Here is a 24,407-nt window from a genome sequence, read left to right on the forward strand (position 1 = left end):
CGGCCGGGGCCGCGTGGCCGCCGGTCGGGCGGCGCACGGCCTCGACCCCGGTGATGCGCCCGTCGCGCAGGCGGATGATGCGGTTAGTAGTGGCCGCTGCCTGCTCGTCGTGGGTGACCATGACAACCGTCTGACCCAGGCGCTCGCACATGCCGGCCAGGGTCTCCAGCAGGGCGGCGGCCGAGGCGGTGTCCAGCGCCCCGGTGGGCTCGTCGGCGAAGACCACCTCGGGGCGGCCCACGAGGGCGCGGGCCACGGCCACGCGCTGCTGCTGGCCGCCGGAGAGCTCGTGGGGGCGGTGGGACAGGCGGTCGCCGATGCCCAGGGTGGAGATGACGGCGTCGTACCAGTCCCGGTCCGGCTTGCGGTGGGCCAGGCGCTGGGGCAGGAGGATGTTCTCCTCGGCGCTCAGGGTGGGCAGCAGGTTGAAGGACTGGAAGATGAAGCCGAGGCGGTCGCGGCGCACGGCGGTGAGCTGCTTGTCCTTCATGCCGGACAGGTCCTGTCCGGCGATGAGGACGCTCCCGGAGGTGGGGGTGTCCAGGCCCGCCAGGCAGTGCAGGAGGGTGGACTTGCCTGACCCTGAGGGGCCCATGATGGCCACGAACTCGCCGCGTCCCACCACCAGGCTCGCCGAGTCCAGGGCGACGACCCGGGCCTCGCCCTCGCCGTAGACCTTGGTCAGACCGCGGGCCTCGACGACCCGCATCGGTGCGGAGGCGGAAGGAGTGGTGGGCGCCGTCGGCGCTCCCGGGGCGGCCGGTGTCGCCTGGGGGAGCGGCGCGGGATGGGCGGGGTGGCCGAAGGCCTGCGGCTGGGGCGGATACGTCATCTCATGACCCTTCTCGGTGGCTGACTCGAGTGGCGGGCGGAGCCGGTCGCTGGCATCGCGCTGCGTCCCGCACCGCCCTGGTGACGTGAAGAAGCCTAGAAATGGCGCCATTGCGCCGGAATGCGTCGAAGGGACGGACTGCTGCCGGCGTCTCCGCCTTTCGAGGGAGGCCCGCCGGCTGCTGGCAGTGGTGTGGCCCCTACTCACTTCGACCAAAACTTCATAATCGACCCGGCTCCGTGTCTTCTATGAAGTTTTGGTCGAAGTGGGGCGCCCTGACCCCGCCGGATCGTGTCCTGGCTCTCAGTGTGAGGTGGCCTGAAGATGTTTCGGTCCTCCCGCTGCGGCGGGCCAACCGTTAGCCTGACCCCGTGACGAATCTTCCCGCCGCCGCCCCGGCCCCCCTGCCGGGGTTCGTGCCCCGCGACCGGACGCTCCTCATGGGCGTCCTCAACGTCACCCCCGACTCCTTCTCCGACGGCGGCCGCTGGGCCGACCCCGAGGCGGCCGTCGCCCACGCCCGCGAGCTCATCGCCCAGGGCGCCGACATCATCGACATCGGCGGGGAGTCCACCCGCCCCGGCGCCCAGAGGGTCGACGCCGACACCGAGATCTCCCGAGTCCTGCCCGTAGTGCGCGCGCTCCTCGCCGACGGGGCCGGCAGTGCCGACGGGACCGGCGCCGCCGGCAGCGCCATCGTCTCGGTGGACACTATCCACGCCGCCACCGCCGAGGCCGCCATCGACGCCGGCGCCCACATCATCAACGACGTCTCCGGCGGCCTGGCCGACCCCGCCATGCACGGCCTCATCGCCCGTACCGGCGTCGTCTACGTCTGCCAGCACTGGCGCGGCGACCCTGAGACCATGGACCGGCTCACCGACTACCCCGGCGGCGTCGTCGCCGGAGTCGAGGCCGAGCTGCGTGAGCGCCTGGCCGAGCTGGACGCCGCCGGGGTGGACCGCTCCCAGGTGGTCCTGGACCCCGGCCTCGGCTTCGCCAAGACCCACGCCCAGTCCTGGGAGCTGCTGGCGGCCACCTCCCGCCTCATCGCCGACCTGGGCCGGCCCCTCCTGGTCGGTTCCTCCCGCAAGCGCTTCCTGGCCCAGGCCGCTGAGGCCGAGGCCACCCCCGTCCAGCGCGACGCCGTCACCGCCGCTACCACCGCCCTGGCCGCCGCCGCCGGCGCCTGGGCCGTCAGAGTCCACGAGGTCCCGGCCAACCGGGCCGCCGTCCGCACCGCCTCCCTCTGGAAGGAACACCAGTGAGCACCACCGTCTCCGCGACCACCGACCGGATCAGCCTCATCGGCCTGTCCGCCCGTGGCCACCACGGCGTCCTGCCCTTCGAACGCGAGGAGGGCCAGCTCTTCACGGTCGACGTCATCCTCGACCTGGGGCAGCGCGGCACCGCCGTGGCCGCCGTCACCGACTCGGTGACCGACGCCGTTGACTACTCCCGCGTGGCCAACGGCATCGTGAGCATCATCGAGGGGGAGCCGGTCAACCTCATCGAGTCCCTGGCGGACCGGATCGCCGAGCGGGTCCTGTCCTTCCCCCGCGTCGTGGCCGCCGAGGTCACCGTGCACAAGCCCGAGGCGCCCCTCGACGTCGCCTTCGAGGACGTCTCGGTGACCATCCACCGGGTGGCCGACGCCGCAGCCGGCCACGGCGGAGCCCCCGCCACCAGCCAGGCCGCCTGGGCTGCGCAGGCCGAGGCGCCGGTGGCCGTCTCCGCCCAGCCCTACGCCTCCCCCTCATCCTCGGCCTCCCCGGTGGCCGCAGCCTCCCCAGCGGCGCCCGCCTACGAGCCCCCTGCCGCCCCCGCGGCACCCGCGGCACCCATCGTCTCGGAGGTCCCCGACTTCTCGGGCGCCTCCTTCACGGGCGGCGACGCCGCTCCGGCCGCGTTGGCCTCCGAGGCCCCTATCACCCCGACTCCCTCGCCGGCCTCGCCGATGGAGGCGCCGGCTCGCTCGCCCTTCGCGGCCGCCGCGCCCTCGGTCCCCACGCCGATGCCGACCGAGCCCGGTACTCCCGGCGGGAGCGCCGAGTCGACCCAGCCGTGGGTGCCGGACTGGGCCACCGAGAGCGCGGACTCCTCCGCCTCATCGGCCCCCGCCTGGACCCCGGAGGCTCCCGAGGCCCCGGAGGCCACCGGCCTGCCCTCCGGTGAGTCCGCCGGTGAGTCTGCCGTTTCCTACTCCGCGTCGAGCGCGCTGGACGCCCCCTCGACCAGCGCCCCCACCGCTGCCTCCGCCGGCAGGACCGCCGGCGCTGACGGGTTCGTGAGCCTGGCGGCCGAGGCGCTGGGTGCGGCGCCCGCCTCCAGCGAGCCGGAGCCCAGTGCCCTCAGCTATGCCGAGGAGGTGGCTGCTGACACCTCCGCAGCGGCCTCGTCCGAACCGGGCCCCGCCGCCGACGGCCTTGCTGTTCAGCTGCCCCACGAGGGCCGCCATGTCGCCTCCTCCGAGGAGGGCGAGGACCAGTCCGCTCCCGCCGTCGAGGGCTCCGCGGACCTTCTGGGCGGCCCCGTCGCCTTCGACGAGTCCGGCTCCTACAGTGGCGCCGCCTCCAGCCAGGCCAGTGATGCTGGGGCCGCCCCCGAGGCGGCGGGCGCCGACGCGTCCGGCTTCGCCTTCCCCGCACTGGGCGGGGACGCCACCGCCTCCGGGACCGCCGGCGCCGACGGCCTCATGGGAGCCTCCTCCGTCCCGGCCTCCCAGCCCCTGGGCGAGCCCGGGCCCAGCCCCTTCGCCGTTCCCGGTGAGCTTCCCGGGGCCGCGGGCCAGGAGGGTGTGGCACCGGCCTCCTCCGAGCCCTCCTACTCCCAGCCCTCCGTCTCCGAGGACTTCTCTCAGCCCGCTGAGGGCTCGTACGCCGCGCCGTCGGCGCAGCCCGACTTCCTGGGCGCCCCCGGCGCAGCACCGGCTCCCGCCGCACCTGAGGCCCCGGCGGCTCCCGCCGCTCCGGTCGACCCGCTCTCCGAGCGGCCCACCCGCCCCGTGGGCGTCGTCTTCGGCCTGGGTGCCAACGTCGGTGGAGTCGTGGACTCCCTGCGCACGGCCGTCCAGAGCCTCAAGGCCACCGAGGGCATCGAGGTCACGCAGGTGGCGCCGCTGGCCCGCACGATCGCCGTCGTCGCCGAGGGCGCCGAGCCCCAGCCCGACTACCTCAACACGGTGGTCACGGCCATGACGACCCTCGCCCCGCGCGAGCTGCTCGAGGTCTGCCAGACCCTGGAGATCGCGGCCGGGCGCGTGCGCACCGAACCGTGGGGCGTGCGCACCCTGGACGTCGACCTCATCGAGGTCGAGGGCGTCACCTCCTCCGACCCGGCCCTGTCCCTGCCGCACCCGCGTGCCGCCGAGCGCGCCTTCGTCCTCGTGCCGTGGAGCCAGGCCGACCCCTTCGCCGAGCTGGCCGGGCGCTCCGTGTCCGAGCTCGCCGAGAACGCCCCCGACCGCGGTGGCCTGCGCTGGCTGGCCTTCGACTGGCTCGACTCCGAGTCCCTGCCGGACAAGCCCACCGGCCCCTACGTGGAGCCGCCGGTGGAGCAGGACGCCGCAGGCTCCGAGCCGGGCCTGGTCTACGACGCCACCCGGGATGAGTCCTCCGTGGCCGACGCCTCCCTGGCCGCCGACTACGCCGGCAGCATCGCCGAGGCCTCATCGGCCGCCCCGGAGCCGGCCCCCGCGCAGCCCCTCGGTGACCAGGGGCAGGCCGAGTCCTCCCCCTTCGGGCAGTTGCCTTTCGACACCTCCAACGGGGCGGGCTCCTGGGCCGAGCAGGCCCCGCAGGTCGACTCGCCCTACCAGGCGGCCTCGGCCCCCGAGGCGGCCGGACCGCAGGGCTCCTACGCCCCCGGTCTCTCAGCCGGGCCGGACGGGGTCTCCCACGGCCAGCAGGATGAGGCCGCCGGGGACGCCTGGAAGTCCCCGCTCCAGTGGAATGACGTCATCGGTGGTGGCGCCCAGGGGACAGGTCCCCGTCAGGACGTCTGATGCGGCGCACCCGCTGGACCAGCGCCGTCACCTGGTTCATCGCCGCCGCGGTGACCTCCTGGGTGGTTGGTGACCTCCTGCTGCGCCACGTCGGCTGGGTCCCGGTCCTCTCCCCCTGGGGGGCGGTGACCGCGCTGGTCATTGCGGGCATCGTCCTGGTGGCAGGTCTGGCGGTCAGGCGGCTGCGTGCGCGCGAGCGCACCTGGATCACCCCGACCGGTGCCGCCACCACGGCGGCCGCCGCCCAGGCCTCCGCCATCGTGGGGGCGGTGCTCGGCGGCGTCTACGGCGGCGGGATCATCCTGGCGCTGGTGACGCCGCGCTCGCCGGCCATGACCCACCTGGCCTGGACCTCGACCGGCTGCCTGATCGCCTGCCTCGTGTGGTGCGTCGTCGGCTTCGTCGTCGAGCAGTGGTGCTCCATCTCCGGTGACGGCGACGACGACGGCTCGGCCGGTCCTGCCGGGCGGGCCCCCGAAGGACCAGGAGCCCCCGCATGACCAGTCCCGGAACAGGTCCCGGCGCCATGCCCGGTACCGGCCCCGCCGCACCTGCTGCCCCCGCTGGCCCAGCCTCGGCACCCGTCCGCGCCGGTGAGCCGGCCACGCGACCACCCGCCGGCGCCGACCCCTTCGCCCCCGACGGCGTCGTCTTCCACCCGGTCTCCCACCGCCTCATCACCGCCCGCATCCTGGGGGTCGGTCTCCTCTGCGCCGTCGTCATCATCGGCTTCGCCATCCCCGGGGTGCTCGTCTCCTCCGGATACTTCATCCCGGCGGGGGTCTTCACAGCGCTGTTCCTCTGGCAGCTCTGGCTCATTCCGCGCCAGGTGCGGGCCATGGGCTACGCCCTGGCCGATAACCACCTCCTGTGGCGCCACGGCGTCATGTTCCGCTCCATCACCGTCACCCCCTACGGGCGCATGCAGTTCGTGGACACCTCCCAGGGGCCGCTGGCCCGCTGGCTGGGCATCGCCGAGGTCAAGCTCCACACGGCCTCGGCCAGCACCGACGCCACGATCAACGGGCTACCGGTGGCCGAGGCCGAGCGCCTGCGCCAGGTCCTGTCCCAGCGCGGTGAGGAGAGGATGGCCGGGCTGTGAGCCCCAGCTGGGAGAGCCGGCTGGAGGCCGCCCGTAAGGCAAGGACGGACGTCGCGGGGGAGAGCGGGCCCGCCGCCTCTCGGGATCTGCCCCTGCCCGAGAATGTCACCTGGCACCGGGTCAGCCTCGTCACGCCGGTGCTGGAGGGCTGGAAGATCGTCACCGGTGTCCTGGCCTTCGTCACGGTCCAGAACCTCGACGAGCTGGTGCGCGCCTACCGCTTCATCTCCGAGCACGGCTTCACCCTCGGCGGGGGGATCGGCTATTACCTGCTCGGCCTGATCGCGTTCATCGCCCTGTGGGTGGGGCTCGGGCTGCTCAGCTGGTGGCGGCGCGCCTACGCCGTGGATGCCGACGGCGTCTACCTGCGCTCGGGCATCCTCAGCCGCAAGCTGCGCACGGCCCGTCTGCCGCGCATCCAGTCGGTCGACGTCGTTCACCCCCTACTCGGGCGCATCTTCGGTCTGGGGCAGCTGACCGTCGAGGTCGCCGGGGGCCGGGACTCACGGGTCGTCATCGGATTCCTCACCACCCGCGAGCTTCAGACCCTGCGCGACCGCATCCTCGACCTGGCCGCCGGACAGATCGACCTGCCCGGCCCCGCCTCGGAGGGCGGTGCCGTCGGGGCGAGCGCAGTGGGCCGCGACACCGGCGGCATCGATAACGCCACGTCCGCCGTCAGGCCCGAGAACCTCGCGCCGGAAGGGGCCGCCGGCTCTCAGGCCGCCCCCGAGCAGCGCGCCGTGCCGATGCGGGCCTCCCATTTCCAGGAGCACCCGCTCTACAGCGTCGATGGTGCCACCCTCCTGGGGTCCCTGCTGCGCAGCTCCTCGGTCTATGTGCTCGGGCTGGCGGTCATCGGCATGCTATCGGTAGGGGTCCTCATCATCCTGGACTCCATGACCGGCGGCGAAGCGCTGACGGTCATCTCGTCCTACATCACGATCGTCATCGGGACGGCGACCATCGTGTGGAGCCAGTTCAACAGCGCCTGGAACTTCCAGGCCGCCGCCACCCCCAGCGGCATCCGCATGCGTTACGGGCTCACCTCCGATACCTCCCGCACGCTGCCGCCCGGGCGGGTCCACGGCGTCGGGATCACTCAGCCGATCCTGTGGCGCGGCAAGGACTGGTGGAAGGTGGACGTCACCGTGGCCGGTCGCGAGGACCGGTCCCAGGACGGCCAGAACCGGCAGTTCGGCAACCTGCTGCTGCCCGTGGGGGTGCGCGACACCGCCCTGCGCGCGCTGTGGCTCGTGGTCCCCGACCTGGGCGTTCCCGACCCCGACAGGCTGCTCGCCCAGGCCCTCATCGGCCGCGACGATGACGGTGTCGGTGACCCGCAGGCCCCAGCGGGCTCGGCCGAGCGCGGCTTCGTGCGCCTCAGCCGCCGCGGATGGCTCTTCCGCCCCTTGACCTGGCGGCGCGCAGCCATCGCCCTCACCGACACCTGCGTCATCATCCGCCACGGCCGCTGGCGGCGGCGAGTGGCCGTCTTCCCCTACGAACGCATCCAGTCCCTGCGCGTGCGCCAGGGGCCGCTGGCGCGCCGGCGGGGTCTGGCCTCCCTCCGACTCGACATGGTCGCCCAGGAGGTCCCCGCCTCGATCACCAACCTCGATGCCGCCGACGCCAAGGCCCTCGCGGCGCGCATCAGCCAGCGGGCGCTGCACCGGGCCCGCGCCGAGCAGCTCGACCGGTGGCTCGCGCGCGCCGTCGCCGCTACGCAGCCTGCCGGGCCCTCAGTGCGCTAGCTCCTGTTGCGTATGTCCGGGCGGAGGCCGGTTCTCGCCAGTGGCCGACATCGCGGTCGTACCTGAGGGCTCGCGTTCGAGGGGTAGAGGGTACGAACGCGAGCCCTCAGGCACGAACACGCGTACGCTTCACCTCACTTTCGCAACAGGCCCTAGCTGCGCAGGGTGTCGCGCAGGAGCAGGGCCTGCTCGGCGGTCAGGCGCCCGGTGGCCTCGCATCGCTCGGTGGTGGCCGCGGCCAGCTGCCGGTAGGAGGCGACCACGTCGTCGAGGCCCCGCCCCTGGCTGTCACGCAGCGTGGAGAGTGCCTCCAGGTGGGCGGCCACCGTTCCGGCGTCGCCCCGGGAGACCGGACCGGTCAGGCCCGCCTCGCCCTCGTGCAGGGCTCGGTCCAGGGCCGCCGTGAGCAGGGGGCCGAGCGTGGCCGCACCGTCCTCGACCCCGGCGGCCGCCAGCACCCGCACGGCCTGCGTCACCACGGTTAGCAGGTGGTTGGCACCGTGGGCGAGGGCCGCGTGGTAGGCAGGGCGTGCCGACTCCTCCAGGACGAAGGGCTCCCCGCCGAGCTCGACCACCAGCGCCTGCGCGATCGGCAGCACCGCCGCGGGCGCAGTCACAGCCATCGGGCAGCCGACGAGCCGGGCCACATCCGTGGAGAACCCGGAGAAGGTCATCGCCGGGTGGATCGCCAACGGGATCGCCCCGCAGCTCTGAGCCGGGGCGAGCACGGCGGCGCCGTAGCGCCCCGAGGTGTGGGCCACCAGCTGGCCCGGCTGCCAGCGCCCCAGGTCCGCCAAGCCCTGGACGAGCGGTTCGAGGGCGTCGTCGGGGACGGCCAATAGGACCAGCTCGGCGCGCTCGACGATCTCCTCGACCTCCAGGACCGGCACGCCGGGCAGCAGCATCTCGGCGCGCTCGCGCGACTCCTCCGAGACCGCGTGGACGCCGACGACCTGGTGCTCCACCGCCCGCAGCGCGCAGCCCAGGACCGCCCCGACGCGCCCGGCGGAGATGATGCCAACGCCCAGCCGGCCCGGCCTGCTCGGGCTAGTTGGGGCGGCCGGGACCCGGTCCGCGTTCTCGCCGCCTGTACCTGGGCCCGTGCCATTGATGTCGCTCATGCCCCGATGCTCTCATGCCTGCCACCTGCCCCGGCCTGGAGTGAGCCATCAAGGCGAATCTGTCAATTTTGGCGACTTTTCAGCCGGCCGCAGGCGGCCCGTCGTTCAAGGCGACCCCGGTGATCTGCGGAAACGTGAATCGAGATGGCTTGGTTGCTCGTATTTGGCGCGGAAAAGTCGCCACCGTGGACACTTTCACCTTCCCGCGTGGGTCACCGGCCCGGGTGGGGCGACTAGCGTGGGGCACGTGAGCACTGAACCCGCACCGACGCCTGTTCCCGCCCCCCGATCCGCCGGCGCCGCAACCGTCCTCGCCCGCAGCCGCGCCGACCTCGCCGCCGCCCTGGCCGAGGCCCCGGACCCCCGGGCGGTCGTCATGACGATGGGCGCCCTCCACGAGGGCCACTTCGACCTCGTGCGCGAGGCCGCCCGGCGCGTCGGGCCGACCGGCACCGTCGTGGTCACCATCTTCGTCAACCCCCTGCAGTTCGCCCCCACCGAGGACCTCGACGCCTACCCGCGCGACCTCGAGGGCGACCTGGCCGGACTGGCCCGCACCCTCACCGGCGCCGACGGCACCCTCGGTGTGGGACGGCTCATCGTCTTCGCCCCCACCCCGGAGGTCATCTATCCCTCCGGGCAGCCGGCGGTGCGCATCGACCCCGGCCCCATCGCCACCGTCCTGGAGGGCCGCACCCGCCCCACCCACTTCGCCGGCGTGAGCCAGGTGGTGCTCACCCTCATGCACCTGACCGCCCCGCGCTGGGCGCTGTTCGGCCGCAAGGACGCCCAGCAGCTGGCGATCATCGAGTCCATGGTGCGCGACCTCGCCGTCCCGCTGGAGATCGTGCCGGTCGACATCCGCCGCGAGAGCGACGGCCTGGCCATGAGCTCACGCAACGCCTACCTCAGCCCCGAGCAGCGCCACCAGGCCTTGGCCCTGTCCCGCGCACTCCAGGCCGGCCGGGACGCCGCCGCGCAGGTCACCGGCACCCGGCCCGACCCCGCCGCCATCCGCCAGGCCGCCCTGGCCTCCCTGGAGGCGGCCGACGGTGTTGAGATCGACTACGTGGCGCTGGTTGCCCCGGACAGCTTCGAGGACCTGGCGGGCGCCGGCCTCGGCCTGCCGCGCAGTGAGCCCGCGGGGGAGGACAAGGGGGAGGGGCTGCCCGCCGTGGGTCTGCTGGCCGTCGCCGCGCGCGTGGGCACCACCCGCCTCATCGACAACACCCTCATCGACCTGCGCCCCTGAGCAGGGCCGCTCGCCCTGAACGCCCGGCTCGCCCGGGTGCTTGCGCGGGGCCAGTCGCCGTGAACCGGGTTCGGCCCCGCGCGAGAACGCACACGCGTCCCCGAGGACGCCCCCTCGAGCGACAGACCCGGCGCCCTATGGCGTGTTCTCGAGAACCGTTGGGCCGGACCTGGCCTCGCTCAGGTCCGACCGTTCCTGTCAGGTCGCTCACCCTGTGCCGCACCGTACAGTGCGCCGGGCCCGGCGCCGTCTACGCTGTGCGGCGATGAGTTCCCGCACCCGGACGATGATGACGTCCAAGATTCACCGCGCCACCGTGACCCAGGCCGACCTCGACTACGTCGGCTCCATCACGGTGGACATCGACCTGCTCGAGGCCGCCGACCTGCTGCCCGGTGAGCGCGTCGACATCTGCAACTGCACCAACGGCAACCGCCTGTCCACCTACGTCATCCCCGGCGAGCGCGGCGCGGGCGAGATTTGCGTCAACGGTGCCGCCGCCCACCTGGTCAGCCCCGGCGATGTTGTCATCCTCATCGCCTACTCCCAGATGTCCGACGCCGAGGCCCGCACCTACCTGCCCCGGGTCGTCTTCGTCGACGAGGCCAACCGGATCGTGGAGCGGGGCACCGACCCTGGCCAGATCCCGGCCGACTCCGACGTTGCCCGCCTCCAGGGCCTGCGGCCCACCGGCATCCCCCTGGCCGAGGCCCGCGCCTGACCGCTCCACGCCTGAGCCGGGTTCCGGTCAAGGGAGAGGCTCTGGGCCCCACCTGGTTCCCGGCCGAGTACTGCGTGTCCGTGCGCCGCGGCAGGAAGGGAGAGGAAACGATGACCGGGGCCGCCGTCGTGCCCACCTGGATCTGACCGGAGGAACCGCTGCCCGGTGTGACCAGGATCGGATGTGGATCGGGCATCGTCGGGGCCCAGGGAGCGTCCGGGGAGGGCGGGCGCCGTTAGACTCCTTCACGTGACAGACGAGAGCACCCCCAGCCCCGACCCGACCGCCACCGACGCCGCCCAGTCGCGGAAGTCTGCAGACGATTCATCGGCCCAGCCCAAGCAGCCCAAGGCCGACCCGGGCCCGGGCGAGCAGTTCGAGGTCCGCGCCGGCAAGCGCGAGCGCCTGCGCAGCGAGGGCTGGGACCCCTACCCGGTCTCCGTGCCCGTCACCACCACCATCGCCGCCGTGCGCGAGGGCTACGCCCACCTCGAGGCCGGGCAGGAGACCGACGACGTCGTCGGTGTGGCCGGCCGCGTCGTCTTCCTGCGCAACACCGGACGCCTGTGCTTCGTCACCCTCCAAGACGGGGCCGGCACCACCCTGCAGGCCATGCTCTCGGCCAAGGCCCTGCCCGCCGAGGGCCACACCGCGCTCGCGGCCTTCAAGGCCGACGTCGACCTGGGCGACCACCTCTTCGTCCACGGCCGCGTCATCTCCTCGCGCCGCGGCGAGCTGTCCGTCATGGCCGAGCCGGTCCTGCGTGAGGGCGCCGAGGCCGCCTCCGCCGGGGACGACGACGTCGAGGTCCCCGCCTGGCGGATCGCCTCCAAGGCGCTGCGCCCCCTGCCCAAGACCTGGACCAACGAGGCCGGCGAGGCGGTGACCCTCTCGGAGGAGCAGCGCGTGCGTCGTCGTGAGCTCGACCTGCTCACCCGGCCCGCCGCCCGCGACATGGTGCGCACCCGCGCCGCCGTCGTGCGCTCCATCCGCGAGAACTTCTTCCGCCGCGACTACTTGGAGCTGGAGACCCCCATGCTGCAGGTCATTCACGGCGGGGCGGCCGCGCGCCCGTTCATCACCCACATGAACGCCTTCGACATGGATCTCTACCTGCGCATCGCCACGGAGATCTACCTCAAGCGCGCCGTGGTCGGCGGCGTCGACCGCGTCTTCGAGATCAACCGCAACTTCCGCAACGAGGGCGCCGACTCCTCCCACTCCCCGGAGTTCACGGCCCTGGAGGCCTACGAGGCCTACTCCGACTACGACGGCATGGCCGAGCTGACCCGCAACCTCGTCCAGCAGGCGGCCCGGGACGCCTTCGACCTGCCCGAGGGCGGGGAGGTCGTCACGTTGGCCGACGGCACCGAGTACGACCTGTCGGGCGAGTGGGACAAGATCGACCTCTACACCTCCGTCTCTGAGGCCCTCGGTGAGGAGATCACCGTGGAGACCCCGCGCGAGCAGCTGGTCGCCTACGCCGAGAAGATCGGCCTGGAGATCGACGACTATGCCGTGGCCGGCAAGGTCGTGGAGGACATCTTCGAGGAGCTCGTCGGCAACAAGCTGTGGGCGCCCACCTTCGTCTACGACTTCCCCGAGGACACCTCGCCGCTGACCCGCTACCACCGCAGCAAGCCGGGCTTGACCGAGAAGTGGGACCTCTATGTGCGCGGCTTCGAGACCGCCACCGCCTACTCCGAGCTCGCCGATCCCGTGGTCCAGCGCGAGCGCTTCGAGGCCCAGGCGCTGGCGGCCGCCAAGGGCGACCCCGAGGCCATGATCCTGGACGAGGACTTCCTGGTGGCCATGGAGCAGGGCTTCCCGCCCAGCGGCGGCATGGGCATGGGCATCGACCGCCTCCTCATGGTGCTCACCGGCCAGGGCATCCGCGAGACCATCACCTTCCCGCTGGTCAAGCGGGGCTGAACCGTACTCCGCCTCCGCGGCCATAGCGCCGGTCGGTCACTGCCTCCGAGCAGGCAGTAACCGACCGGCGCTTTGTCATGGCAGCCCGGCGGCTCTCAACCTCGGCGCTCGAATGGTGAGATCAGGGCTATGAGCTTTGAGTTTTGGGAAAAAACTTCCCAAAACGAGTTGTTCGCACTAGGGTGGCGGTATGTTGCTGGACTTCACCGTGGCGAACTACTGCTGCTACGCAGAGGAGGTGACCCTCGATCTCACTCGGAGGTCGCTCAAGACTCTGACGCCGCGCGGCGGCTCCTCCTGGCGGGAGCAGACGTGGCGTGTGGCGGCGATCTTCGGCGCTAACGCTTCAGGCAAGTCGACCCTCCTGGATGCGCTTGACTGCCTCCACCACGCCATCGGGGGGCAGCGGGACATCCTGCACCAGCCCTTCAGTCTCGATCGCAACCACGCGGTACAGCCGTCCCGCTTCACCGTCGGCTTTACTCACGAGGACGAGCGCTACAGCTACAGCGTCGAGGCGCATCGCTGGGGCATTTCGCGCGAGGAGCTCTGGGCGGCGGGGCAGCGCTGGCGCAAGGTCTTCGTGCGCACCCAGGGGCCCGAGGATGACAAGCCTACGATCGAGGCTGGTGCCACCCTCAAGGGCGCCACGACCGAGGTCGGTCGGATTACGACGCCCAAGGACCTCTTTCTCGCCGTGGCTCTGAGGTACGAGCACGCCGCGCTCGCCCCGATCGCGCGCAGCCTGCGAGCCATGCGCTTCATCCACCACAGTGATGAGGAGCGCAGTTCGCGTCTGCGGTGGGGGATGAGCCGGCTAGCTGAGTCCCCTGAGCAGTGGACTGGCATTGCGAACTCCATTGCTCAGGCCGCCGACCTGGGCATCGTCGGACTCGAGCTCGAGGAGCAGGAGGTTCCGCAGGAAATGCTTGAGCTCCTGCGTCGCCTTCCCTGGAGCGAGGACGAGGAGGCTGAGGTTCCCGCCGAGGTGCTCAAGGAGCTCCAGCGTCACCTCGTCCTTCACCACCGCGGCGCGGACGGTAAGGACTACCGGTTAGCGAGCAGCCAGCAGAGTCAAGGAACCCTTACCTGGCTGGCAACGGTCGGTCCCGCCATGGACGCCTTGCGACTGGGGCAGGTGCTGTGCATTGACGAGCTCGATGCGAGCCTCCATCCGACGCTGACCGCCACGTTGGTGGACATGTTCAAGGATCCAGACCTCAATACTCGGGGCGCCCAGATCGTCTTCACAACCCATGACACGGCGCTCCTGGACAACTCTCCCGTCCAGCTCCTGGAGGCGGGCGAGGTGTGGATGACGGAGAAGTCCCCCTTCGGTGCCAGTGAGCTCTTCTCGCTTGCGGACTTCTCCTCCAACCGCAAGGGCACGAACAAGCAGCGCCGCTATCTCGCCGGTGCTTTTGGTGCTATCCCTCGGGTGGACACCTCCAGCCTCCGCCGGTACCTCTCAACGCCGGCAGGGGCGAAGTGAGATGACACCACCGAGAAGGAAGCAGCGCAGTCAACGAGCCGAACTGTGTACCGTTCTCTTCGTGACTAACGGGCGGGTCACCGAGTACGCCTATCTGAGTCAGCTCTGCCGACGTGTGGGCCATGGCAGGATTTCAGCCCAAGTGAAGGTCATCGAGGGTGATCCGCTCACCGTCATCAAGGAGCTCAGCGGGCCTCGGTCAGATCTTAGCGACTACAGGGAGGTGTGGGTCGTCGTCGACCATGATGGTCAGGATCGTCATGACTTCCTGGCCGCATGCCGAAGGCTGAGTAGCAAGCGGACCGTTGTTCACGGCGTTGTCTCTGTACCGTGCTTTGAGGTCTGGCTCAACGCCCACTACGCCCCCGTGAAGAACTATCGGAACCAGGCTGATGCGCAGACGCATTACCGGGAGCTGACGGGCCTGAGCAGTAAGGACGCGAAGATGCTGCCGGACGACTTCCCCTGGGGCAGGGGTGCGCAGGCCGCGGGCAGGTGCCATCTGCCGACGGACAGTCTCCCGGAGACTGATACTCAAGGGCCTTGTCCATCGACAACGATGCCCCATCTGCTCTGCAGCCTCGGACTTCTCAGCGCTGACGAGCTTTAGAACCCGGTCGTCCCCAGCCGACGCTGGGCGGACTCGAGCTCGGCGCGAAGGTAGGCGTTCTCCTGCTGGAGCTGGGCGATGTACTGGTCGCGTTGCGCAATCGCCTCGGCGTACTGGGCATCACCGGTTCCGTCGGCGGCGCCCGGGGTGTACCCGGTCTGGGCTGGGCTCATCCCGTAGGTTCCGCTGCCGTACGCCCCGCCATAGGCAGCGCCGGCTCCGGCACCGGGCTGGCCGGCGAAGGAACTGGTGCGCGCCTGCGCCTCAAGGGCCTCCATGGTTGCAAGCACCTGGACGAGGAAGGCATCAACCTGGTCCATGCGGTAACCCGACCACCGGGTAGTCGAGAACCGGATGTTCCTGACGCCCTCGGCGGTCAGCAGGATCTCGGCCTTCCGGTGCGAGGGGCCCGAAGATTCCTGTGACGTGCCGAGTCGCTCCTCGAACTCCCGTATCGTGGTGGTCACGTCGTCGAGGAAGACGTCGACTTCATCCTGTTTGTAGCCCTCCTTGAATGAGGAGACCTCGAACTTCACGGTGAGAACATCGTCGGCTGTCAGCAGCGTCATGCGCGTTTACTCCTTGTTGTCGCATTCTGTGCGTGATCCTGATCCGTGACCCGCAGCCCCAGGTGCTGCGCCAGGAGTGGCGCAAGCTCGCTGAGCTGCCCGCTGCTGACGGTCGCCCCGGCCAGGGAACCGACACCGTTGACTGTTCTCATCTCCAGTCCGCGCAGGTCAACGTCGCTCAGACTCCCGCCGTGCAGGCGCAGCGTGCCCACCTGGCAGTCCTCGAAGCGGACCCGCTGGGCGTCGATGCCGCTCAGGTCCAGCTCGTCGATCCGAGTGGCCCGGATGAGGAGGTCGCGCACAGTGGTTCCGGCGAGGTTGGTGAAGCCCAGGCGGCAGTCCTCCATGAGGAGCGACTCGACATCGGCGTCGTAGAGCTCCCAGGCCCCGATACGGGAGTCGACCAGTTCCACCGTGCGCCAGGTGGAGCGCGGGCTATGAAGATAGGTGGCGCTCAGGCGCTCCAGGCGGCAGTCGACCAGCCGCGCCGCGGCCAGGTCGGTGTCATTGGCGAAGACCTCCGAGAACCGGCAGCTGAGCAGCGTGAGTGCCGACAGGTCGCCGCCGCTCAGGTCTGCCTCGACCAGCTCCAGGTCCTCGACCATCTCGCCGGCGGTGAGCTCATCGGCCTCGCCGTCGCGCAGGCGACTGAGGTCCAGTGCCGTGAGGGCCGGCGGCCTCGGGCAGGCCGCGGCGGAGGAGCCTGCGGCCGTGTCGGTCCGTCCTGCGGTCATGGTCCTGTTCTATCGCAGATCGGCTCCGGGCACCGGGGGTTGTTCTCCCCGGTGCCCGGGTGCGCAGGAGGGGTAGGTGTCCATATCGGACACAAAGGAGCTCGCAGGCCGTCACTCCGTCGAGAAGAACCGCGGAATCATGCGGTTTCCTTTTCTGCGACTGAGGCTGATCGCGGCCTTTGTCACCGATTTGGACACGTCGGTGCGTTCCTACTCGAATCGGACGGTGGTGCCGGCCAGCATGCGCCGGCCGTAGCGGGCGCTGGCCAGGGTCGCCACCACCACCAGCGCCAGGCACGCCCCCAGCGCCAGCCAGTAGCCGCCGCCCGGCCAGCTGATGTGGCGCCCCGACACCCCGCCGACCAGTGCCCATGCGGTCAGCCATCCCAGACCGATGCTCATGGCCAGGGCGGTGACCGCCGGCAGCATCGTCTCGTAGGACACCATGGAGCGCAGCGTCGCCGCCGGCATGCCGACCAGCCGTAGCAGACCCAGGACCCGCCGGCGCCCCAGCAGCGCCGCCACCGTCGAGACCCCCAGCGAGACCGCGGAGATGCCCGCGGCGATGAGGATGCCGATGTAGCCCAGCTGGGCGAACTGGTTCTCCATGGCGGTGTCCTGGAGGGCCTGGATCGAGCTGGGTGAGGTCGGGGCGGTCCCCAGGGCCAGGCCCGAGGTGGCCAGAGCGGTGCGGGCTCGCTCGACGGCCCCGGGGCTGGCCGGGTCGGTGCCCACCAGGACGATGGGCGCGCCGTGCTCACGGGCACTCGCCAGCTCCTCGGCGCTGACCGGCGACGGCGAGGCCGCCGCGTTCTCGTACAGCCAGCGGGTGCTGATGCTCACCGCGCCATCCGGGGACGCCACGTGCGGCGCCCCGAGGGCCTCGGCCTTGTCGGCCTCGAGGATGACGCGGCTGTCCTGCTTGCTTCCCCCGCTGATCCTCCCCACGGCGACCGTCGTCACCCCGGGCACAGCGGCGAGCTGGTCGACGGCGCTGTTCAGGGCGCCCTCGTCGCTGATCGCCGGGGTCGCCTCGAGCGACGTGGGGCTCAGGTGCCCGCCACCCTGGGTGACGTCACGGGTCCCGGCAGCAACGGTGATGGCGACGGCGAACACCGTCATGGCGTAGACGGCGACGACCACGCCCGCCACCGCCCGGAAGACCGCCCGGGGGTGCTGAGTGATCCGGTTGAAGCCGATGACCTGCGCCGCGGAATGGGCCAGGGCCCTGCCGCCTCGCGCTACCCACCAGGTCAGGACCGGCCCGGCCCACAGCAGCCCCAGCATCGTGCACAGGAAGGAGACCGGCAGCAGGTAGATGGTCAGATCGGAATTCTGGTGGGCCACCGTCGGGGTGCTGACCAGCCCCGCGGTCCCCAGGATCACGGGCACCAGAGAGATGAGGCGGGGGCGGCGCTCAGCGCGCTCGCGGGAGCCGCCCAGCGGCCCGAGGTCGGCCCGTCGCGTGCGCCACCAGGCCACGGCTGCCGCCCCCGCCGTGGTCACGACGACGGCGAGGACCGCGTTGACCGGTGAGCGCAGCAGGTCGGAGTAGTAGAAGCGACTCGACTTCAGCGTGATCTGCGCGGCCAGTGGGATCAGGGCAAGGTAGAGGGCCACGCCCGCCAGGGCGCCGACGAAGGTGGTCGCCCCGATCTCCAGGGCCGCGGTGCGGGCGACCTGCTGGGGCGTGGCCCCGATGAGGCGCAGTGTGGCGAAGCGCTCGGCCCGCTGTGCCGCCCCCAGATCCGTGACGATCCCGACGAGCAGCAGCGCGGGTACGAGCACCGCGATGGCGCCGACGATCGTGGCGATCCGGTACGCCTCGTTCTCGTAGGGGATGCCCTGGAAGGAGGTGACCACCTGGGGCGGGATGTAGAACTCGGAGGCGGCCACGGTCCCCAGGTCCGTCCCGACGATGGCCACCAGCGAGTCCGGTCCCTCGACGGCCTCGGGGGACAGGACCCCTACCTGCTTGCCGTAGCGGTCGCCGAGCTGGTCGGCGGGTAGGGATGCGATGCGCTTGGCCAGGGCAGGGGAGGCCAGGTACTCGCCCGGCTTGGGGACGATGTCGGAGCCCGGGATCTTCACCGAGGTGGTGCCCGACTTCGGCAAGGCCACCCTCAGCACGGTGATCGCCTGGTTGCCGACGACGTCGAAGTTGCTGGCGACGGCCAGCTCGCCGGCGGTGAGGGTGTGGTCGGGCCGGAGGTCGGTGTGGTTCGACTGCCCTGGGATGCCGGGTATGAGGGCGGTGGACGCCCAGCTCGAGCGCATGCTGCGCTCGGGGAAGGCCTGGGCGGCGGCCAGCAGCATGAGGAACAGGGTCACCCCCACCATGACGCCGGCGACGATCCCGGCCAGACGGCGCCGGGCGGAGCGGTCGTTGGCGACGAGCAGCCGGGTCAGGGCGATGCGGCTCATGACCGGCTCCTCTCACTGCCCGGGCTTTCCGGCTCGGCGTGCCCCGGCCGGCTCGGGCCGGCTGCGGGGTGCGTGGCCCCGGGACTGATGCGGCCGTCGCGCACGGTGACCTCCCGGTCGGCGTAGGCTGCGACGCGCGCGTCATGGGTGATGATGACCAGGGCGGCGCCTCGGGAGTGCACCGAGTTCAGGAGCACCTCCATGGTCCGCTCGGCGGCCAGGGAGTCCAGGGAGCCGGTGGGCTCGTCGGCGAAGAGCAGACGCGGGTTGGTCACCAGTGCTCGCGCGACGGCGGCCCGCTGCGCCTGCCCGCCCGAGAGCTGGGTGGGGCGCTTGTCCAGGTGCTCGCTGAGCCCCAGCTCGCCCAGGGTCTCGCGGGCCTGGGCCAGCGCCCGCCGGCGCGGGGTGCCCGCCAGGAGCAGGGGGATGGTGACGTTGTCCAAGGCGGAGAGGTCCGGCAGGAGCTGACCGAACTGGAAGATGAAGCCGAACTCTTTCAGGCGCAGGCGGCTGCGGGCCGCCTCGTCGAGGGCCGCGATGTCCTGTGTCGTGTCGGCTCCGTGGTAGTCGACGCGCCCGGTGTCGGGCACGAGGACCCCGGCCATGACGTGCAGGAGGGTGGACTTCCCCGAGCCCGACGGGCCGGTGACGGCCAGGACCTCACCGGCCGCGACATCCAGGTCGACGCCGCGCAGCGCGTGGGTCTGCCCGAAGCTCATCTCCAGGCCGCGGGCGCGCATGATGACCTCGCCCGGCAGGCCGGCCTGGCCCTGACCGGGTGCGGTGGTGACTCCAGTGGTGACGGCGGTGGTGACAGGGGTGGCGTTCATGAGCGCACCTCCTCACGCAGCTCGCTCAGGCGGGCCGCGGTGGTCTCCATCCAGCGCAGGTCGGCCTCGATGTGGAACAGGGCGTGGTCGGCCAGCAGCACCGTGCGCAGGTCTCCGTCCTGCTTGAGGCGGGTCAGCTCGCGCATACGCGCCATGTGCTCGGCGCGCTGAAGGTCGAGGAGGCGTCCGGCGTCGTCGTCGAGCATGAGGGCGATGACGGTCTTGGCGAAGATGTCGGCCTGGACGTCGCCGGCCGGGGTGACCGGGGTCAGCAGCCACTGCTCGACGCTCTGGCGCCCGGCGTCGGTGACCTCGTAGCGCTTGCGCTCCGGGCCGGCTCCGGGCTCGGTCTCGATCTGAGTGATGAGCCCGTCGCGCACCAGGCGGGCGAGCGTGGCGTAGACCTGGCCATAGGCCAGCGGCTTGGAGGCGGCGAACCAGTGGTCCCAGGAGCGTTTGAGGTCGTATCCGTGCCCAGGCCCGGCGCTGAGCAGCCCAAGAAGAGTGAGTTTCGATTCCATGGCCGCGACTATACGCTGAGTGTATACGCGCACGACATACTCCGTGAGGAGGATATGCACGAGCATGTCCTTGCTATTGGGTGGGGGTGTCGCGGCGAATAAACCAACAGGCCAGCCTGTGTTTGACAGGTCCTGGCCGGCATCTTAGGTTAGGTTAGGTTGACCTTTGTACTTCAGGTGTGGGGAGAGTAGATGCCGATCGGGGTCCTCAGGGCCGTTGTCGCCCCCGTTCTCAGACAGTGGCGGAGGTGAGTGCTCGCGTGATCGCACGCCGCCCGGCCATCCTCCTGACCGCGGCCATCCTGCTGGCCCTGTGCGTCCTGGCCTCCCTGTTCGTCGGCTCCTCCAGGATCCCCGCCGGCCAGGTCGCCCACTACCTGCTCCACCCCGACGCCTCCAACATCTCCTACAACATCAACGTCCTGCGTGTGCAGCGCACCATCATGGGCGTGCTCGTGGGCGCCGCTCTGGCGGTGGCCGGCGCGGTGATGCAGGCCGTCACCCGCAACCCCCTGGCCGAGCCCGGGCTGCTCGGTGTCAACGCCGGCGCCTCGCTGGGCATCGTCCTGGGAACCGCCGTGCTCGGCGTGCTCCCGATCTCCGACCAGCTGGCCCTGGCCGCTGGAGGAGCCCTGGTGGCGACCGCACTGGTCCAGGTCATCGGCATGATTGGCGCCTCGAGCTCCTCGCCGGTGCGCCTGGTGCTCATCGGTGTCGCCTTCTCGGCCTTCGCCGGGGCGGTCATCCGGGGCGTCGTCCTGACGATGCCGAACCTGTTCCGCACCTTCATCGACTGGGAGGTCGGCTCCCTGACCCGCACCGACATCCCCCTGCTGCCCGTGGCGGCCCTCGTGGTGGCGGGGACCGGTGCGGCCATCCTGCTGGCCGGCGCCCTGGACAACATCGCCCTGGGTGACGACGTCGCAGCCGCGCTGGGCACCCGGGTCGCCCTCGTACGGGGCCTGAGCCTGGTGGTCGTCACGGTCCTGTGCGCCACCGCCACGACGGTGGCCGGCCCCATCGGGTTCGTTGGGCTCATGGCGCCGCTGACGGCCTCCTGGCTCATGGGACCCCATCGGGGCTGGATCGTGGCCCTGTGTGCGCTGGGCGGTCCCGTCGTCGTCCTGGCCGCCGACGTCCTGGGGCGCGTCCTGGCCCGTCCCGGTGAGATGCAGGTCGGTCTGCTGACGGCCTTCGTCGGCTCACCCGTCCTGCTGCTCATGGTCCTGCGGATGAAGGACCGGGCCTCATGAGGGGAATCAGGCTGAACCGGGCCGCTGCTCCGGTGCGTCCTGCCGCCGGCACCGGCCCGCGGCGCAGCCTCCACGTGGGGGTCGATGCCGGACGCCTGTGGATCGTCGTCGGCCGCTGGTCGGTGCTCATCGCCCCGAGCCATGTCATCGTCGGCCTCATGCTGCTGGCGCTCAGCCTCGCCGTGGCCGTGGTCTCCCTGCGGTTAGGGAAGTTCCCCGTCACCACCCAGGAGGTCATCGATGCGCTCCAGGGGCAGGGGCGCAAGATCGTCCAGGTCGTCGTCGTGAAGTGGAAGCTGCCCCGGATCGTGCTGGGGCTCGTGGCGGGCCTGGCCCTGGGCGTGGCCGGCGCCCTCTTCCAGACCATCACCCGCAACCCCTTGGGCTCGCCCGACCTCATCGGTTTCAGCACGGGCGCGCAGACCGGGATCCTCGTCAGCATCCTCCTCCTGCCCGGCTCCATGCTCTCGGCCTCCCTGGCCTCCTTCATCGGCGGGGCCGCCGTCGGCACGGTGACCTACCTCGTCTCCCTGCGCGGCGGGTTCACCGGCCTGCGCTTCATCCTCGTGGGGATCGCCATCAGCTCCATGCTCGTCTCCGTCAACCGCTGGCTGCTGGTGCGGGTCGACGACGACGAGGGCCTGGGCGCCCTCAAGGCCATCACCGGCACCCTCGGGGCCGCCCGGTGGCCGGTGGTGGCCCCGACCTGCCTGGCCATCGGGGTCACCGTCGCCCTCGTCCTGCTGGCCTCCCGCCACCTGCAGGTCCTGTCCCTGGGGGAGCAGGTGGCCACCATCCTGGGCAGCCCCACCCGCCGAGCCAGCGCCGTCCTCATCCTGCTGGGCACCGTGCTGGTGGCGGTGGTGACGATGGCGGCCGGCCCCATCGGCTTCGTGGCCCTCGTGGCGCCCCACCTGGCCCGTCTCCTCACCGGCTCCCCGCAGTCCCCGCTGCTCGTGAGCGGCCTGACCGGGAGCCTTCTGCTGGTGGGTGCCGACCTGCTCAGCCAGCTCGTGCTCGAGTCGATGCCCGTGAGCGTGGTGACCAACGCCGTCGGCGGCCTCTACCTCATGGTGGCGCTGACCGTGGCAGCGCGCGGAAGGAGATCCCTGTGACCGACCTGCCCCCCACTGAGCCGAACACTGCCGCCGGACCGGCCGTCCCCGGAGCTCGCCTGGCCGCTCGCGGCGCGACCATCGCCTACGAGCGCCACGTGGTCTCCCGCAACCTCGACGTCGACATCCCCGCCGGCGTCTTCACCGCCATCGTGGGGCCCAACGCCTGCGGGAAGTCCACGCTGCTGCGAGCCCTGGCTCGGTTGCACCGGCCCGCCCGAGGAGCGGTACTCCTCGACGGCGCCGACATCGTCCGCTTGGGCACCAAGGAGGTCGCCCGCCGGGTCGGCTTGCTGCCTCAGAGCGCCACCGTGCCCGGCGGCATGCTGGTGCGCGACCTCGTGGCCCGCGGTCGCTTCCCCCACCAGGGCCTGTTCCGCCAGTGGTCGCAGCAGGACAGGCAGGCCGTTGAGGAGGCCATGGAGATGGTGGGGGTTACCGAGCTGGCCGCCCGCCCCGTCGACGAGCTCAGCGGTGGCCAGCGCCAGCGCGTGTGGATCGCCCTGGCCCTGGCCCAGGGCACCGAGACGATCCTGCTCGATGAGCCCACCACCTTCCTCGACCTGGCCCACCAGGTCGACATCCTCCAGCTGTGCCGGCGTCTCAATGCCGACGGCCGCACGGTGGTGGCCGTCCTGCACGACCTCAACCAGGCGGCGCGCTGCGCCGAGCACATGATCGTCATGCACGAGGGCCGGGTCCGCACCACCGGCTCCCCACGCGCGATCCTCACCGAGGACCTCGTTGAGGAGGTCTTCGGCCTGGCGGCCGTCATCGCCCCCGACCCGGTGGCCGGCACCCCCATGGTGGTGCCCCGTCACCTGGGCGCGGTCGTGCCGGCCGGCCCTGACCCTGCCGGGACCCGCTCCGCTCCCACCGACTCCACCGGAGGTCCGGCCCCACAGTCTTCTGCCGATCCCGCCTCGGCAGGAACCAGCCCGACTGCTCGTTCCCAGCAGGACGGACAAGAAAGGAACACAGATAGATGAACGCATCCTCGCGGCGCTCCAGCCGCCTGAGGCAGGGCCTCCTCGCCGTGGCGGCCATGGTGCTGAGCACCGGCCTGGTGGCCTGCGGCTCCTCCAACAGCTCGACCTCCGCCTCCACCGCCGCCGGCTCCGCAGGGGCCTCCGGGGCGGCCTCAGCCGGGGCCTCCGGCGCCGCCTCGGCCGCGGCCTCCCCCAAGGTCACCTGGCCGGTCACCATCAAGGGGGACGACGGCGTCGACGTCGAGATCAAGGCCGAGCCCAAGAGCATCGTGTCCACCTCCGTGACCCTGACCGGATCGCTCCTGGCCCTCGACGCCCCGGTGGTCGCCTCGACGCCGGCCAAGAAGAAGGATGAGAAGACCGACGACAACGGCTTCTTCACCCAGTGGTCCAAGCAGGCCACCGACAAGGGCGTCAAGGCCATCGACGGCACCGAGGACAACCTCGCCCAGACGGTCGCGGGCAGCAACCCCGACCTCATCATCGTGGCCAAGACGGGACAGGACTCGGCCGCCAAGGTCGTCGAGAGCCTGCGCCAGCTCGAGGTGCCCGTCCTCGTCATCGACTACGGCTCGCACTCCTGGCAGGACGTCACCAAGACCCTGGGACAGGCCACCGGCCGCCAGGCCAAGGCCGACGCCGTCGTCAAGGACTACACCACCAAGGCCGAGAAGGCCAAGAGCGCCATCTCCGTCCCGAAGGGGGCGACCTCGGTCTTCACCGTCCCCGGGGACGGCACCAAGGGCGCCAACGCCTTCACTGAGGAGGCCCCGCAGGCCCAGCTCCTCAAGGACCTGGGCTTCACCATCGCCGCCGTCCCCGACAGCGTCAAGGGCGACCAGTCCATGGGCGATCGCAAGGACATCGTCCAGCTCTCGCCCGAGAACGTCCAGGCGGGACTGACCGGTGAGAACTGGGTCGTCATTGCCGCCGACGAGACCGCGAAGAACGCCGTCACCACCAACGAGACCTTCAGCTCGGCGGCCCCGGTGACCGGCGGCAAGGTGCAGTACATGCCGCCCTCATCCTTCCGGCTGGACTACTACTCGGCCCTCGAGATGCTCGACGCCGTCCAGAAGGCCTACCCCAAGGCCTCCTGAGCCGACCTGATCCGATCAGAGACGGGGGTGCCCCGGGCGTATGGCCCGGGGCA

The 24,407-nt window shown here is 71.4% G+C and carries 21 protein-coding genes; 14 read left to right on the forward strand and 7 right to left on the reverse strand.

Annotation, left to right across the window (positions count from 1 at the left end; genetic code table 11):
• A partial coding sequence (locus HMPREF3165_RS05400) for an ABC transporter ATP-binding protein (RefSeq protein ID WP_070511426.1) occupies positions 1-709 on the reverse strand: 709 nt, incomplete at its 3' end.
• A gap of 494 nt (positions 710-1,203) precedes the next feature.
• Between HMPREF3165_RS05400 and folP the strand changes: the two genes are divergently transcribed.
• From folP to HMPREF3165_RS05425, 5 genes are read left to right on the forward strand one after another with little or no spacing between them, the layout of a single operon-like run.
• The gene (gene folP / locus HMPREF3165_RS05405) at positions 1,204-2,100 is read left to right on the forward strand and encodes a dihydropteroate synthase (RefSeq protein WP_070511395.1); all 897 of its coding nucleotides are present in this window, start codon (positions 1,204-1,206) and stop codon (positions 2,098-2,100) included.
• Positions 2,097-4,835, forward strand: a complete 2,739-nt coding sequence (folK, locus tag HMPREF3165_RS13495) for a 2-amino-4-hydroxy-6-hydroxymethyldihydropteridine diphosphokinase (protein WP_070511397.1) — start codon at positions 2,097-2,099, stop codon at positions 4,833-4,835. The genes folP and folK overlap by 4 nt, the downstream gene beginning before the upstream one ends.
• Positions 4,835-5,335 carry a DUF3180 family protein gene (locus HMPREF3165_RS05415; RefSeq protein ID WP_003789139.1) on the forward strand — a complete coding sequence of 167 codons (501 nt, stop codon included), beginning with the start codon at positions 4,835-4,837 and terminating at the stop codon, positions 5,333-5,335. Before folK ends, HMPREF3165_RS05415 begins: the two co-directional genes overlap by 1 nt.
• Entirely contained in the window at positions 5,332-5,937 is a 606-nt protein-coding gene (locus HMPREF3165_RS05420; RefSeq protein ID WP_070511399.1) for a PH domain-containing protein, read from the forward strand. The genes HMPREF3165_RS05415 and HMPREF3165_RS05420 overlap by 4 nt, the downstream gene beginning before the upstream one ends.
• Positions 5,934-7,691 carry a PH domain-containing protein gene (locus tag HMPREF3165_RS05425; protein WP_070511401.1) on the forward strand — a complete coding sequence of 586 codons (1,758 nt, stop codon included), beginning with the start codon at positions 5,934-5,936 and terminating at the stop codon, positions 7,689-7,691. Before HMPREF3165_RS05420 ends, HMPREF3165_RS05425 begins: the two co-directional genes overlap by 4 nt.
• Before the next feature lie 152 nt (positions 7,692-7,843).
• Here the strand turns inward: HMPREF3165_RS05425 and HMPREF3165_RS05430 are convergent, their stop codons facing one another.
• Positions 7,844-8,812 carry a Rossmann-like and DUF2520 domain-containing protein gene (locus HMPREF3165_RS05430; protein ID WP_070511403.1) on the reverse strand — a complete coding sequence of 323 codons (969 nt, stop codon included), beginning with the start codon at positions 8,810-8,812 and terminating at the stop codon, positions 7,844-7,846.
• A 238-nt stretch (positions 8,813-9,050) separates the two neighbouring features.
• On the opposite strand from HMPREF3165_RS05430, the gene panC reads away from it, so the two are divergent.
• The 5 genes from panC to HMPREF3165_RS05455 all read left to right on the forward strand — a co-directional run bounded on the left by panC (position 9,051) and on the right by HMPREF3165_RS05455 (position 14,819).
• Positions 9,051-10,064 carry a pantoate--beta-alanine ligase gene (gene panC / locus HMPREF3165_RS05435; protein ID WP_070511405.1) on the forward strand — a complete coding sequence of 338 codons (1,014 nt, stop codon included), beginning with the start codon at positions 9,051-9,053 and terminating at the stop codon, positions 10,062-10,064.
• A gap of 265 nt (positions 10,065-10,329) precedes the next feature.
• A complete protein-coding gene (gene panD / locus HMPREF3165_RS05440) occupies positions 10,330-10,785 on the forward strand; it encodes an aspartate 1-decarboxylase (protein WP_003789149.1) in 456 nt (151 codons plus the stop codon).
• Positions 10,786-11,034: 249 nt separating this feature from the next.
• Positions 11,035-12,717, forward strand: coding sequence for a lysine--tRNA ligase (lysS, locus tag HMPREF3165_RS05445; RefSeq protein WP_070511407.1), 1,683 nt, complete (start codon positions 11,035-11,037; stop codon positions 12,715-12,717).
• A 190-nt stretch (positions 12,718-12,907) separates the two neighbouring features.
• Positions 12,908-14,209 (forward strand): AAA family ATPase, encoded by a 1,302-nt coding sequence (locus HMPREF3165_RS05450; protein ID WP_070511409.1) that lies wholly within the window; start codon positions 12,908-12,910, stop codon positions 14,207-14,209.
• 61 nt (positions 14,210-14,270) lie between these two features.
• Complete coding sequence (locus HMPREF3165_RS05455; protein WP_070511411.1) at positions 14,271-14,819, forward strand: RloB family protein; 549 nt, start codon at positions 14,271-14,273, stop codon at positions 14,817-14,819.
• Here HMPREF3165_RS05455 and HMPREF3165_RS05460 read toward each other — a convergent pair.
• From HMPREF3165_RS05460 to HMPREF3165_RS05480, 5 genes are all read right to left on the reverse strand, one after another.
• Positions 14,816-15,388 (reverse strand): DivIVA domain-containing protein, encoded by a 573-nt coding sequence (locus HMPREF3165_RS05460; RefSeq protein ID WP_070511413.1) that lies wholly within the window; start codon positions 15,386-15,388, stop codon positions 14,816-14,818. The two genes, HMPREF3165_RS05455 and HMPREF3165_RS05460, sit on opposite strands and share 4 nt — an antisense overlap.
• The gene (locus tag HMPREF3165_RS05465; protein WP_070511415.1) at positions 15,385-16,122 is read right to left on the reverse strand and encodes a pentapeptide repeat-containing protein; all 738 of its coding nucleotides are present in this window, start codon (positions 16,120-16,122) and stop codon (positions 15,385-15,387) included. The genes HMPREF3165_RS05460 and HMPREF3165_RS05465 overlap by 4 nt, the downstream gene beginning before the upstream one ends.
• A gap of 210 nt (positions 16,123-16,332) precedes the next feature.
• A complete protein-coding gene (locus HMPREF3165_RS05470; RefSeq protein ID WP_070511417.1) occupies positions 16,333-18,546 on the reverse strand; it encodes an FtsX-like permease family protein in 2,214 nt (737 codons plus the stop codon).
• Positions 18,543-19,376 (reverse strand): ABC transporter ATP-binding protein, encoded by an 834-nt coding sequence (locus HMPREF3165_RS05475; protein WP_070511419.1) that lies wholly within the window; start codon positions 19,374-19,376, stop codon positions 18,543-18,545. Before HMPREF3165_RS05475 ends, HMPREF3165_RS05470 begins: the two co-directional genes overlap by 4 nt.
• Positions 19,373-19,897 carry a PadR family transcriptional regulator gene (locus tag HMPREF3165_RS05480; protein WP_003789164.1) on the reverse strand — a complete coding sequence of 175 codons (525 nt, stop codon included), beginning with the start codon at positions 19,895-19,897 and terminating at the stop codon, positions 19,373-19,375. Before HMPREF3165_RS05480 ends, HMPREF3165_RS05475 begins: the two co-directional genes overlap by 4 nt.
• 239 nt (positions 19,898-20,136) lie before the next feature.
• Between HMPREF3165_RS05480 and HMPREF3165_RS05485 the strand changes: the two genes are divergently transcribed.
• From HMPREF3165_RS05485 to fepB, 4 genes are read left to right on the forward strand one after another with little or no spacing between them, the layout of a single operon-like run.
• Positions 20,137-21,150, forward strand: a complete 1,014-nt coding sequence (locus HMPREF3165_RS05485; protein ID WP_070511421.1) for a FecCD family ABC transporter permease — start codon at positions 20,137-20,139, stop codon at positions 21,148-21,150.
• Positions 21,147-22,265, forward strand: a complete 1,119-nt coding sequence (locus HMPREF3165_RS05490) for a FecCD family ABC transporter permease (protein WP_070511422.1) — start codon at positions 21,147-21,149, stop codon at positions 22,263-22,265. Before HMPREF3165_RS05485 ends, HMPREF3165_RS05490 begins: the two co-directional genes overlap by 4 nt.
• Entirely contained in the window at positions 22,262-23,254 is a 993-nt protein-coding gene (locus tag HMPREF3165_RS05495) for an ABC transporter ATP-binding protein (RefSeq protein ID WP_070511424.1), read from the forward strand. The genes HMPREF3165_RS05490 and HMPREF3165_RS05495 overlap by 4 nt, the downstream gene beginning before the upstream one ends.
• Positions 23,251-24,354 carry a Fe2+-enterobactin ABC transporter substrate-binding protein gene (fepB, locus tag HMPREF3165_RS05500; protein WP_083303219.1) on the forward strand — a complete coding sequence of 368 codons (1,104 nt, stop codon included), beginning with the start codon at positions 23,251-23,253 and terminating at the stop codon, positions 24,352-24,354. Before HMPREF3165_RS05495 ends, fepB begins: the two co-directional genes overlap by 4 nt.
• Positions 24,355-24,407: the final 53 nt, after the last annotated feature.

The organism is Actinomyces sp. HMSC08A09 (genome assembly GCF_001807465.1).
Lineage (GTDB): Bacteria > Actinomycetota > Actinomycetes > Actinomycetales > Actinomycetaceae > Actinomyces > Actinomyces oris.

What these genes read in the sequence shown, in the direction of transcription:
- HMPREF3165_RS05490 (WP_070511422.1), top strand. Translation starts at nt 21,147, where the DNA reads ATGAGGGGAATCAGGCTGAACCGGGCCGCTGCTCCGGTGCGTCCTGCC.
- HMPREF3165_RS05450 (WP_070511409.1), top strand. Translation starts at nt 12,908, where the DNA reads ATGTTGCTGGACTTCACCGTGGCGAACTACTGCTGCTACGCAGAGGAG.
- HMPREF3165_RS05470 (WP_070511417.1), bottom strand. Translation starts at nt 18,546, where the DNA reads ATGAGCCGCATCGCCCTGACCCGGCTGCTCGTCGCCAACGACCGCTCC.
- fepB (WP_083303219.1), top strand. Translation starts at nt 23,251, where the DNA reads ATGAACGCATCCTCGCGGCGCTCCAGCCGCCTGAGGCAGGGCCTCCTC.
- HMPREF3165_RS05415 (WP_003789139.1), top strand. Translation starts at nt 4,835, where the DNA reads ATGCGGCGCACCCGCTGGACCAGCGCCGTCACCTGGTTCATCGCCGCC.
- HMPREF3165_RS05480 (WP_003789164.1), bottom strand. Translation starts at nt 19,897, where the DNA reads ATGGAATCGAAACTCACTCTTCTTGGGCTGCTCAGCGCCGGGCCTGGG.
- HMPREF3165_RS05460 (WP_070511413.1), bottom strand. Translation starts at nt 15,388, where the DNA reads ATGACGCTGCTGACAGCCGACGATGTTCTCACCGTGAAGTTCGAGGTC.
- HMPREF3165_RS05420 (WP_070511399.1), top strand. Translation starts at nt 5,332, where the DNA reads ATGACCAGTCCCGGAACAGGTCCCGGCGCCATGCCCGGTACCGGCCCC.
- HMPREF3165_RS05465 (WP_070511415.1), bottom strand. Translation starts at nt 16,122, where the DNA reads ATGACCGCAGGACGGACCGACACGGCCGCAGGCTCCTCCGCCGCGGCC.
- panD (WP_003789149.1), top strand. Translation starts at nt 10,330, where the DNA reads ATGAGTTCCCGCACCCGGACGATGATGACGTCCAAGATTCACCGCGCC.
- HMPREF3165_RS05475 (WP_070511419.1), bottom strand. Translation starts at nt 19,376, where the DNA reads ATGAACGCCACCCCTGTCACCACCGCCGTCACCACTGGAGTCACCACC.
- HMPREF3165_RS05430 (WP_070511403.1), bottom strand. Translation starts at nt 8,812, where the DNA reads ATGAGCGACATCAATGGCACGGGCCCAGGTACAGGCGGCGAGAACGCG.